Source organism: Streptomyces sp. NPDC020490, assembly GCF_044335305.1.
Taxonomy (GTDB): Bacteria; Actinomycetota; Actinomycetes; order Streptomycetales; family Streptomycetaceae; genus Streptomyces.
In genome coordinates this window covers 120,716-132,092 of the sequence record NZ_JBIRUY010000023.1, presented here as the reverse complement: position 1 = coordinate 132,092, position 11,377 = coordinate 120,716, and the positions used below count along the sequence as shown (strand labels likewise).

Here is an 11,377-nt window from a genome sequence, read left to right as displayed (position 1 = left end):
ACGGGATGGCGACGGCGCCGCGGCCCACGGTGTACACGCCGTGAGCGGAGGTGGGGGGGGGGCCCCCCGGGGGGGGCCCCCCCCCTTCCGCGTGTCCGCCGCTGCCGCTTCTACCGCGCCCCGGACGGCTGCGGCAGCCGGGCTCCGGGCTTCGTCCGCGGGATCGGCTTGCCGTCGGAGCCCACCACCGTGCGGTCGCCGAGCGGCTCGTCGAGGTGGAGCACCTTCCGGTACTGCTTGGCGATCATGATGCAGACCTTGTCCGGCCACGGCGTCTCGGTGACCGTCACGGTCACCTTGTCCGGGCTCTCGCTCGCCTTCGCCTCGTAGTCCGCGCACACCCCGCCCGTGAAGGTGACGGTCAGCTCGCGGTCGTCGGCGCTGTAGCCGTCCACCTTCACGTCCCGAGGCGCCGCCGTGGCGGAGGGAGCGCCCGAGGGGGTGCCGGATGCCAGATACGCCGGTTCGACCGCGGGACGCGTCACCGTGACGGTGTCCCGCGCACCCGGCGCCCGCACCTCGAACAGCCAGGACGGCACCAGCGCCGGCCGCCCGTCCACGGCGTGCGCGGCCAGCCCGAACACCGCGCCCTCGACCGTGGCGGCAGGCCGCGCGGGCGTGGCCGCCGAGCCCGGCGACGACTGCCCGCACGGCGCCTCCAGCCGGTCCTCCAGCGGCACCGGACTGGCGCAGCCCCCGATGCCCGTCCGACGGCCGGCCGGGGGAGCCGCGTTCATCGCGTCGAGCGTCTCGCGCGCCCCCAGCACGGGGTACGTGTCGCCCTTCACCGGCGCCTTCAGCCGGCCGTTGCCGCCGACCACCTCGCCCTGCGCGTTCAGCGTCAGCCCGGTCGTCCAGCCGTACGTGGGCAGTCCGCCGACCACCGGGTCGGCGTTGACGACCCGCTGCGCGCCCATGACCCGGCTCGCGTCCACCTTGGCGGTGTCCTGGCCGGCCGCCTTCAGCACGGGTGCGGCGGCCTTCTTCGCGGCGGCCTCGCTCACCGTGCGGCCGGCCGGGTTCGCGGGGTCCTTCGTGCACACGAGGGTGCCCTCGCAGGCGTCGGTTCCGGCGGCGTACCGGTGGAACGTCCAGGTGCCCGGCGCCTGCCGGTCCACCACCAGGCTGGGCCCCGCCCCGTCCTTCGCCGGGCCCACCCGCCAGGACCGCCCCCGCGCCACCGGCGTTCCGTCGAGCCCGAGGGCCTTCGCCAGCCGGGCCACCTCCTCCTCGGTCACCTGGCCGGCCGCCCGGTACACGGGCGCCGAGTCCGGCCCGTCCGGGAGGGTGCCGTCGACCCGGTACGCCGTGCCGTACGGGTCCGGCTCGCCGGGCGCGATCCCGTTGGTGCCGCTCTCGGACCCGCCGTCGAGGGCGAGCGGCGGGGGAGTGCCGTCGCCGCCGGCCGCCCCCGGACCGCTGCCCCCGGACCCGCCCGAAGCGTTGGCGGCGAGATACGCCCCGCTTGCCCCGACGAGCAGCACGGCGGCGGCGACCGACGCGACGACCGCCGGGGAGCGCCGCCGGGGCACTCGCGCACCGGCATCGTGCGCCTGCCGCTCACCAGGACCGGGAGTGGCATCGGGAACCCCGGTTTCACCCTCACCGACAGCGGAGAGTGCCACTGCCTCGTCCTTGCCGACCGCAGTGGCGGTCCCGGCTTCGCCCTCGTCGGGCGCGGTGGCAGTCTCCGCCTCGCCCTTGCCCGGCGCGGAGAGCGTCCCGGCCTCGCCCTTGCCGGGCGCGGTGGCGGTCCCGGCTTCGCCTTCGCCGACTGTGGAGGCAGGCCGTGCCCCGTCCCTGTCTGTCGTGAGGGGGGTCTGCGCCTCGTCCTTGCCGACTGCCGAGGGTGTCACGGGTCCGCCCTCGTCGGCCGCGGGGGCGACCTCGGGCCCGCTCTCGTCGGCCAGGGACGGCGCCGCGGCGTCCCGTTCTTCCGGGCCGCCGGAGTCACCGGCGTGGATCTCGTCCCGGGGGGCGGAGTCTTGCGCGGGGGTGTCGTCCCCGGGGGCGGAGCCCTTCGCGGGGGTCTCGGCCCCGGGGGCGGAGCCCTTCGCGGGGGTCTCGGTCCCAGGGGCGGAGCCCTCCGCGCCGGGTGCGTGCCCGGCGTCGGAGGTCCTGCTCTCGTCGTCGCCGGCGGGTCCGACGACGTCGTCGTTGTCGGGTCGCTCGGTGTTCACCGCATCGCTCCTTCGGCCGCACTGTCCCGGTAACCCTGACCCGGCCCTGCCAAAACGGTCGGCCGGAGGGTCGTATCGCGCACCCCCTTCACGGGGGACGGCGATGGGACGCGGCGGGGGAGCGTACGGTTCCCCGAACGCGCCGATCCGCGCTGCCGCGGCGGCTTCAGTCGCCGTAGTCCGACATCGCCTCCAGCAGCCGGGCCGAGTCCGGCGGAACCGTCACGCCGTGAATGTGCGAGGGGGAGACGGGCCGGGCGGCGGCCCGGTCGGGAACCGCCCAGTGCGGGGCCATCCGGGCGCAGTCGCCGCGCAGCGACGCGAGGCCGCCTTCCAGGTCGGCCGGGGCCGGGGAGTGGACGTCGAGGTTGGTCATACCGGCACCGTAGGCACGCCGGAGACGGCGAAGAAAGATCTACTATTGGGTAGTTTCCGTGCTTCGAAGGCGGTGCCGGACCCGGTAGCGTGAACTGTCAACCCAGTTTTCTCCCCACAGGAGAGTCCACGCCGTGCGCATCGCAGTCACCGGCTCCATCGCCACCGACCACCTCATGACCTTCCCCGGCCGATTCGCCGACCAGCTCGTCGCGGACCAGCTGCACACGGTCTCGCTCTCCTTCCTGGTCGACAACCTCGACGTCCGTCGCGGCGGGGTCGGCGCGAACATCGCCTTCGGCATGGGGCAGCTCGGCACGAAGCCGATCCTGGTCGGCGCCGCCGGCTTCGATTTCGACGGCTACCGCGCCTGGCTGGAACGGCACGGCGTCGACACCGACTCCGTACGCATCTCCGAGACCCTGCACACCGCCCGCTTCGTGTGCACCACCGACGCCGACCACAACCAGATCGGCTCCTTCTACACGGGCGCCATGAGCGAGGCCCGCCAGATCGAGCTGAAGACCGTCGCCGACCGCGTCGGCGGCCTCGACCTGGTCCTGATCGGCGCCGACGACCCGGAGGCGATGCTCCGGCACACCGAGGAGTGCCGCTCGCGGGGCATCCCGTTCGCCGCCGACTTCTCCCAGCAGATCGCCCGCATGCACGGCGACGAGATCCGGATACTGCTGGACGGCGCCACGTACCTGTTCTCGAACGAGTACGAGAAGGGCCTGATCGAGAACAAGACCGGCTGGAGCGACGAGGAGATCCTCGGCCGGGTCGGCCACCGCGTCACCACCCTCGGCTCGCGCGGCGTGCGCGTCGAGCGGGCCGGCGAGCCGGCCATCGAGGTCGGCACCCCCGACGAGGAGCGCAAGGCCGACCCCACCGGCGTCGGCGACGCCTTCCGAGCCGGCTTCCTCTCCGGCCTGGCGTGGGGCGTCTCCCTGGAGCGCGCCGCCCAGATCGGCTGCATGCTCGCCACGCTCGTCATCGAGACGGTCGGCACCCAGGAGTACCAGCTGCGCCGCGCCCACTTCATGGCGCGCTTCACCAAGGCCTACGGCGACGAGGCCGCCTCCGAGGTCAAGAAGCACCTCAACTAGCACCTCAACTGGCACCTCGGCCGACGCCTCGGCCGACGCGTCGGCGCGTCAGGACAGCCGGCGGACCACGTACGCCGATCCCCGGTCCGCCGGCTCCTCGCCGACGTACTCCTGGCCCCGCATCTCGCACCACGCGGGGATGTCCAGACGCGCCGCCTCGTCGTCCGACAGGACGCGGACCCGGCCGCCCACCGGGACATCACCGATGACCTTGGCGAGTTCGATCACGGGGATCGGGCAGCGCCTGCCGAGCGCGTCCACCACGAGGGCGTCGTCCCGGACGACCGCCTCGGACGCCGGTGCCGCGAGCTTGTCCCGCACCGCGGCCACCGCCCCGGGCAGTACCTCAAGGAACCGCTCGACGTCCTCCGCCGGCGTCCCCGGCGGCAGCGACACCCGCACGTTGCCCTCGCTCAGCACCCCCATCGCCCTGAGCACATGGCTGGGCGTCAGCGTGCTGCTCGTGCAGGACGACCCGGAGGAGACCGAGAAGCCGGCCCGGTCCAGCTCGTGCAGCAATGTCTCCCCATCGACATAGAGACACGAGAACGTGACGGTTCCGGGCAGGCGCCGAACGGGATCCCCGACCACCTCCACGTCCGGCACCAGCGCCGGAACCCGGGACCGGATCCGCTCCGTCAGCTCCCGCAGCCGTGCCGCCTCCCGCTCCGCCTCCGCGCGCACCGCCCGCAGCGAGGCGGCCGCCGCCACCACGGCCGGCAGGTTCTCGAAGCCGGGGGAGCGCCCCGACTCCCGCTCGTCCGCCGGACCCTGCGGCGCGAACCGCACCCCCTTGCGCACGACGAGCAGCCCGACCCCGGACGGACCGCCCCACTTGTGGGCGCTCGCCGCCAGCAGCGACCAGTCGCCGCCGACCGGTCCCCAGCCCAGCGACTGCGCCGCGTCCACCAGCAGCGGCACGCCCGCCGCGCGGCACGCCTCGGCCACGGCCGCCACCGGCTGCTCGGTGCCCACCTCGTGGTTGGCCGACTGCAGGCACGCGAGCGCGGTGTCCGGGCGCAGGGCGTCCGCGTAACCCTGTACGGTCACCGCGCCCGTGCGGTCCACGGGCACCTGGGTCACCGTTCCGCCGTCCGCCTCGAACACCTCCGCCGAATGGAGGACCGAGGAGTGTTCCACGGCTGACACGATCAGGTGACGTCCGATCCGCCGCCGGCCCGCCAGCGCGCCCGCGATCCCGGTATGCACGGCGCGGGTGCCGGAAGAGGTGAAGACGAGTTCGTCCGGCCGGCAGCCCACGGCCTCGGCGGCCGCCTCGCGGGCCGCGTCCAGCAGCAGCCGGGCGCGCCGTCCCTCCCGGTAGGGACGCGACGGATCGGCCCATCCCTCGTCGAGCGAGGCGAGCAGCGCCTGACGGGCCACGGGGTGCAGAGGAGCGGCGGACGCCGCGTCGAAGTAGGACACACGGCAACGCTAGGACCCCGGCCGGCACAACGACCCCCGGGGGCACGACCGCCCAACCCCAGCCCCACCGCCCTGCCCTCCGGGCCGCCCCCGCCACCTTGCCGGGCCGCCCCCGCCGCCCTCGCCGGGCCGCCACCGCCTCCGGGCCGCGTCCGCCGGTGCCGTGCCCGCCCCGCCGTCCTCGCCGGGCCGCCCCCGCCTCCGCGCCGCGTCCGCCGGTGCCGTGCCCGCCCCGCCGCCCCCACCGGCGCCGCGCCCCCGCCCCGCCTGCCACTCGGGGGCCTGAGCGTCCGTCACCGGTGGGCCTCGGCGGGGGAGCCGACCCCTTCGGCTGAGCGCACGGCGCGTTGGGGACCCTCCCCGCGCGACCCCAAATGGCGTCGGCTAGGGTTTGGTCCGCATAAACATCCAAACCCCTGCCCGACGCAGGGCGGCGACCGACCAGCGAGAAGGCCGCAGCCGATCCGCGCGGGCGAGACTCTCGGGAAGGCGCTACGTGAGTCCCAACGGCTCCGACCGCTCGCCGCGGCGCCCGATGCGGCGGAAGCTGCTGCAGGCACTGACCGCGGCCCTGGTCCTGGCGACCGCCACCGGTTGCACATACAAGGACTTTCCTCGCCTGGGTATGCCCAACCCGGCCTCGGAGGAGGCTCCGCGGATCCTCTCCCTGTGGCAGGGATCCTGGGCCGCCGCGCTCGTCGTCGGCGTGCTGGTGTGGGGTCTGATTCTGTGGAGCGCCATGTTCCACCGGCGCAGCCGCACCAAGGTCGAGGTCCCTCCGCAGACCCGGTACAACATGCCCATCGAGGCGCTGTACACGGTCGTCCCGCTCCTGATCGTCTCGGTGCTGTTCTACTTCACCGCCCGGGACGAGTCGAAGCTCCTCGACATCGAGAAGAAGCCCGACGTCACGGTCAACGTCGTCGGCTTCCAGTGGAGCTGGGCGTTCAACTACATCAGCCCCGTCGCCGGCTCTACCGGTGACGCGAAGACCGACAAGAACCTGGACGCCGTCCCCAACCGGTACAAGGACGACTTCCCGGCCAACGCCGGCGGCGTCTACGACATCGGCACCCCGGCCACGCGGAACCCGCAGACCGGCAACCCCGGCCCGACGCTGTGGCTCCCCAAGGGCAAGACGGTCCGCTTCGTCCTCACCTCCCGGGACGTCATCCACTCCTTCTGGGTGGTGCCGTTCCTGATGAAGGTGGACGTCATCCCGGGCCACACCAACGCCTTCCAGGTGACCCCCAACAAGGAGGGCACCTTCCTGGGCAAGTGCGCCGAGCTGTGCGGCGTCGACCACTCCCGGATGCTGTTCAACGTGAAGGTCGTCTCCCCTGAGCGCTACGAGCAGCACCTCAAGGACCTCGCGAAGAAGGGGCAGACCGGTTACGTTCCCGCCGGCATCGCGCAGACGAGCCACGAGAAGAACCGGGAGACGAACAACCTGTGAGCACCGTCAACGAACCCAAGGGTGCCGCGGCAGCAGGGTCCTACTACGAGGACGAGCTGCCGGTCCGGCGCCAGAACCGCGGCAGTGTCGTGGTCAAGTGGCTGACCACGACCGACCACAAGACCATCGGTACGCTGTACATGGTCACGTCGTTCGCGTTCTTCTGCATCGGTGGCGTGATGGCGCTGTTCATGCGCGCCGAGCTGGCCCGTCCGGGCCTGCAGATCCTCTCCAACGAGCAGTTCAACCAGGCCTTCACGATGCACGGCCTGATCATGCTGCTGATGTTCGCGACGCCGCTGTTCGCCGGCTTCGCGAACTGGATCATGCCGCTGCAGATCGGCGCCCCTGACGTCGCCTTCCCGCGGCTGAACATGTTCGCCTACTGGCTGTACCTGCTCGGCTCGCTGATCGCGGCGGCCAGCCTGCTGACCCCGAACGGCGCCCCCGACTTCGGCTGGTTCATGTACGTCCCGCTGTCGGACGCGATCCACACCCCCGGCATCGGCGCCGACATGGGCATCATGGGCCTGGCCCTCTCCGGCTTCGGCACCATCCTCGGCTCGGTCAACTTCATCACCACGATCATCTGCATGCGCGCCCCCGGCATGACGATGTTCCGCATGCCGATCTTCACCTGGAACGTGCTGCTGACCGCCCTGCTGGCGCTCATCGTCTTCCCGGTGCTGGCCGCCGCGCTGTTCGCGCTGGAGGTGGACCGCAAGTTCGGCGCCCACATCTTCGACCCCGCCAACGGCGGAGCGCTGCTGTGGCAGCACCTGTTCTGGTTCTTCGGCCACCCCGAGGTGTACATCATCGCGCTGCCGTTCTTCGGCATCGTCAGTGAGGTCATCCCGGTCTTCTCCCGCAAGCCGATCTTCGGCTACATGGGCCTGGTCGGCGCCACCATCGCCATCGCGGGTCTGTCCGTGACGGTGTGGGCGCACCACATGTACGTCACCGGCGGTGTGCTGCTGCCGTTCTTCTCCTTCATGACCTTCCTGATCGCGGTCCCGACCGGTGTGAAGTTCTTCAACTGGATCGGCACCATGTGGAAGGGGTCGCTGTCCTTCGAGACGCCGATGCTGTGGGCGACCGGCTTCCTGGTCACCTTCCTCTTCGGCGGTCTGACCGGTGTCATCCTGGCCGCGCCGCCGATGGACTTCCACGTCTCGGACACGTACTTCGTGGTGGCCCACTTCCACTACGTGATCTTCGGTACGGTCGTGTTCGCGATGTTCTCCGGCTTCCACTTCTGGTGGCCGAAGTTCACCGGCAAGATGCTCGACGAGCGCCTCGGCAAGATCACGTTCTGGACGCTGTTCGTCGGCTTCCACGGCACGTTCCTGGTGCAGCACTGGCTGGGTGTCGAGGGCATGCCGCGTCGTTACGCGGACTACCTCGCGGCCGACGGCTTCACCGCCCTGAACACGGTCTCGACGATAAGCTCGTTCCTGCTCGGCCTGTCGATGCTGCCGTTCCTCTACAACGTGTGGAAGACGGCCAAGTACGGCAAGCCGGTCGAGGTCGACGACCCGTGGGGCTACGGCCGCTCCCTGGAGTGGGCCACGTCCTGCCCGCCGCCGCGGCACAACTTCCTCACCCTGCCGCGGATCCGCAGCGAATCCCCGGCGTTCGACCTGCACCACCCTGACATCGCCGCCCTCGACCAGCTCGAGAACGCCCCGCACGGCGAGCCGGCTGCGCTCGGTGGCAAGGAGGCCGGCAAGTGAAGATCCAGGGCAAGATGTTCATGTGGCTGAGCGTCTTCTTCCTCGCCATGGCAGTGGTCTATGGCGTGTGGTCGAAGGAGCCGGCCGGTACCACCGCCCTCTTCCTGACCTTCGGCCTGAGCATCATGGTCGGCTTCTACCTGGGCTTCACCGCCCGGCGGGTCGACGCGGGCGCCCAGGACGACAAGCAGGCGGACGTCGCCGACGAGGCCGGCGAGGTCGGGTTCTTCAGCCCGCACAGCTGGCAGCCGCTGGCGCTGGCGGCCGGTGGCGCCCTCGCCTTCCTGTCGATCGCGATCGGCTGGTGGCTGATGTTCTTCTCCGCCCCGCTGATCCTGGTCGGCCTGTGGGGCTGGGTCTTCGAGTACTACCGCGGTGAGAACCGCACCCAGTAACACGCGCCGAGCGCTCAAGAGCCCGGACACTCCGTCAGGAGGGTCCGGGCTCCTGCTTTCGGCGCAACGCCGGTCACCCGTACGCGTCACTCGGCGCGCCGCCGTTGACGAGGCTCCCTAGCGTGAACCCATGAGCCAATCTCCGCGCACCCGCACCGTCGTCAGCTGCACGCTGCTGGTGATCGCCCTCGGCGCGGGCGGCACCGCTTGCGGCTCGGGCGGCAGCCCGCTGTCAGCGAAGCCGTACGACGCGACGGACCAGATCTCCTTCAGCGTCTCCGGCGAGGGCGGCAAGAAGGCAGACCCGGACAAGCCCCTCGAGGTCACCGTCGAGGACGACGGACGCATCACCGACGTCACCGCCGTGGACGCCACGGGCCGTCACGTGACGGGCGAACTCTCCGCCGACGGCGCCCGCTGGCACAGCACCTCCCCGCTCGCCGCAGACGCCCACTACACGGTGCGGGTGAGCACGGAGGACGAGGACGGCGCGCCCGGCCGCAAGGTCCTGGTCTTCGACACCAGCAAACCCACCGTCAGCAAGCGCCTGACGGTCGAGTTCGGGCCCAAGGACGGCACCTACGGGGTCGGCCAGCCCGTCACCGCCGAACTCAGCGAGCCCGTCAAGGACAAGGCGCAGCGGGCCGCGATCGAACGGGCCCTCAGGGTCGACTCGGCGCCCAAGGTGGAGGGCGCCTGGCACTGGGTGGACGACAAGCAGCTCCACTACCGGCCCAAGGACTACTGGCCCGCCCACGCGACCGTACGGGTGCGCAGCGACCTGGACGGCGTCAAGATCGGCGACCGTCTGCGCGGCGGCGCGTCCAAGCCGCTGAAGCTGACCATCGGCGACCGCGTCGTCGCCGTCACGGACGCCGCGGCGCACTCGATGACGGTGTACAAGAACGACCAGGAGATCAAGACGATGCCGGTGACCACCGGCAAACCCGGCTTCGAGACCCGGAACGGCGTCAAGGTCGTGCTGAGCAAGGAGTACTTCGTACAGATGCGCAGCAGCACCGTCGGCATCGCCGAGGGCTCCTCGGAGTCGTACGACCTGCCCGTCTACTACGCGACCCGGCTGACCTGGAGCGGCGAGTACGTGCACGCCGCGCCCTGGTCGGTGGGCTCACAGGGCAACGCCAACGTCAGCCACGGCTGCACCGGCATGAGCACGGCCAACGCCGAGTGGTTCTTCGACAACGTCCGCGAGGGCGACGTCGTCAAGGTCGTCAACTCGAACGGTGACACGATGGAGCCGTTCGGCAACGGCTTCGGCGACTGGAACCTCGACTGGAAGCAGTGGCGCGAAGGCAGCGCACTGGTCGCGGGCACCCCGGACGCGCCCCGCCCGGAGGTCCGGGCGAGGCTGCGTCCCGATTCGGTCTAGGGCGGAACGGGTCCCGATCCGGTCCGGAACAGGACGGTCCGTGAGCGCCGCTCAGGCGCTCACGGCCTTCTTCCGCCGCAGCAGGGAGGCCAGCGCGGAGGCGAACTCCACCGGGTCCGCCGGCAGCGTCACCGCCGCGTCCGCGCGGCTCCAGGTCGCCAGCCAGGCGTCCTGCGGACGGCCGATGAGCAGGAGCACCGGCGGGCAGTCGAAGACCTCGTCCTTGATCTGCCGGCACATCCCCATGCCGCCCATCGGCACGGCCTCGCCGTCCAGGACGCAGACGTCGATGCCGCCCCGGTCCAGTTCCTTCAGGACGGCGGCCGGGGTGGCGCACTCGATGAACTCGACCAGCGGGGCGTCCGGGGCCGGCCGCTTGCCGGAGGCCAGCCGCACCTGTTCGCGGGTGTTGGAATCGTCGCTGTAGACCAGCACCGTGGCGGTCGGCTGCATTGTTCCTCCGAGACGTCAGCGTCGTACGGCGAGGGACGGGCTCAGCCCGATGCGGCGGATGCTACTCCCTCGCACCCCTTGTCAACAGCCGTCCGCAGCCGTCCGCACACCGCTTCGCTGGGCCATCCGGGCAGTACACACGGTGCGGACACCCCGAACAGCACCCCCCGGCGTGAGGGCGGGATAAGCGACCGACATAATGTCGGTCGTGGCGACAGCAACGACAGTAGAAACCGGGCACGCGCACCCGTCGGTCAATCGGCCGAACCTCACCAGCGTCGGAACCATCATCTGGCTGAGTTCCGAGCTGATGTTCTTCGCGGCCCTCTTCGCGATGTACTTCACCCTTCGATCGGTGACCGGTCCGGATCACTGGAAGGAGATGGCAAGTGCCCTCAACCTTCCGTTCTCCGCGACCAACACCACGATCCTGGTGCTCTCCTCCCTGACCTGTCAGCTCGGCGTGTTCGCCGCCGAGCGCGGTGACGTGAAGAAGCTCCGGGGCTGGTTCATCGTCACCTTCGTGATGGGTGCGATCTTCATCGGCGGTCAGATCTTCGAGTACACGGAGCTGGTGAAGAAGGACGGGCTCTCGCTCTCCTCCGACCCGTACGGCTCGGTGTTCTACCTGACCACCGGCTTCCACGGCCTGCACGTGACGGGCGGCCTCATCGCCTTCCTGCTGGTCCTCGGGCGCACCTACGCGGCCAGGAGGTTCACCCACGAGCAGGCGACCGCGGCCATCGTCGTGTCCTACTACTGGCACTTCGTCGATGTCGTCTGGATCGGCCTCTTCGCCACGATCTACCTGATCAAGTAGCAGGGCCCGTTCCCGCGTGCGCCGCACCGGCGCACATCCCA

Annotated in this window: 10 protein-coding genes; 6 read left to right on the top strand and 4 right to left on the bottom strand. The window is 71.2% G+C overall.

Going from position 1 to position 11,377, the window contains the following annotated elements; translation table 11 throughout:
• Positions 1-110 precede the first annotated feature (110 nt).
• Positions 111-2,180: a hypothetical protein gene (locus ACH4ZX_RS23820; protein ID WP_398276134.1), complete on the bottom strand. Its 2,070-nt coding sequence runs from the start codon at positions 2,178-2,180 to the stop codon at positions 111-113.
• A 166-nt stretch (positions 2,181-2,346) separates the two neighbouring features.
• Complete coding sequence (locus tag ACH4ZX_RS23815) at positions 2,347-2,556, bottom strand: hypothetical protein (protein WP_360752241.1); 210 nt, start codon at positions 2,554-2,556, stop codon at positions 2,347-2,349.
• 133 nt (positions 2,557-2,689) lie between these two features.
• On the opposite strand from ACH4ZX_RS23815, the gene ACH4ZX_RS23810 reads away from it, so the two are divergent.
• Positions 2,690-3,664 carry a carbohydrate kinase family protein gene (locus tag ACH4ZX_RS23810; protein WP_398276131.1) on the top strand — a complete coding sequence of 325 codons (975 nt, stop codon included), beginning with the start codon at positions 2,690-2,692 and terminating at the stop codon, positions 3,662-3,664.
• Between the two features lie 48 nt (positions 3,665-3,712).
• On the opposite strand, the gene ACH4ZX_RS23805 is transcribed toward ACH4ZX_RS23810, so the two are convergent.
• Positions 3,713-5,089 carry a cysteine desulfurase/sulfurtransferase TusA family protein gene (locus ACH4ZX_RS23805; protein ID WP_398276128.1) on the bottom strand — a complete coding sequence of 459 codons (1,377 nt, stop codon included), beginning with the start codon at positions 5,087-5,089 and terminating at the stop codon, positions 3,713-3,715.
• A gap of 496 nt (positions 5,090-5,585) precedes the next feature.
• Between ACH4ZX_RS23805 and coxB the strand changes: the two genes are divergently transcribed.
• From coxB to ACH4ZX_RS23785, 4 genes are all read left to right on the top strand, one after another.
• A complete protein-coding gene (gene coxB / locus ACH4ZX_RS23800; protein ID WP_398276125.1) occupies positions 5,586-6,545 on the top strand; it encodes a cytochrome c oxidase subunit II in 960 nt (319 codons plus the stop codon).
• Entirely contained in the window at positions 6,542-8,278 is a 1,737-nt protein-coding gene (gene ctaD / locus ACH4ZX_RS23795; RefSeq protein WP_398276122.1) for a cytochrome c oxidase subunit I, read from the top strand. Before coxB ends, ctaD begins: the two co-directional genes overlap by 4 nt.
• A complete protein-coding gene (locus ACH4ZX_RS23790; RefSeq protein WP_398276119.1) occupies positions 8,275-8,673 on the top strand; it encodes a cytochrome c oxidase subunit 4 in 399 nt (132 codons plus the stop codon). The genes ctaD and ACH4ZX_RS23790 overlap by 4 nt, the downstream gene beginning before the upstream one ends.
• A 130-nt stretch (positions 8,674-8,803) precedes the next feature.
• Positions 8,804-10,063: an Ig-like domain-containing protein gene (locus tag ACH4ZX_RS23785; protein ID WP_398276116.1), complete on the top strand. Its 1,260-nt coding sequence runs from the start codon at positions 8,804-8,806 to the stop codon at positions 10,061-10,063.
• Between the two features lie 51 nt (positions 10,064-10,114).
• Here the strand turns inward: ACH4ZX_RS23785 and ACH4ZX_RS23780 are convergent, their stop codons facing one another.
• A complete protein-coding gene (locus ACH4ZX_RS23780) occupies positions 10,115-10,516 on the bottom strand; it encodes a hypothetical protein (protein ID WP_360745119.1) in 402 nt (133 codons plus the stop codon).
• Positions 10,517-10,715: 199 nt separating this feature from the next.
• Between ACH4ZX_RS23780 and ACH4ZX_RS23775 the strand changes: the two genes are divergently transcribed.
• Positions 10,716-11,336, top strand: a complete 621-nt coding sequence (locus ACH4ZX_RS23775) for a heme-copper oxidase subunit III (protein WP_360745116.1) — start codon at positions 10,716-10,718, stop codon at positions 11,334-11,336.
• Positions 11,337-11,377 lie beyond the last annotated feature (41 nt).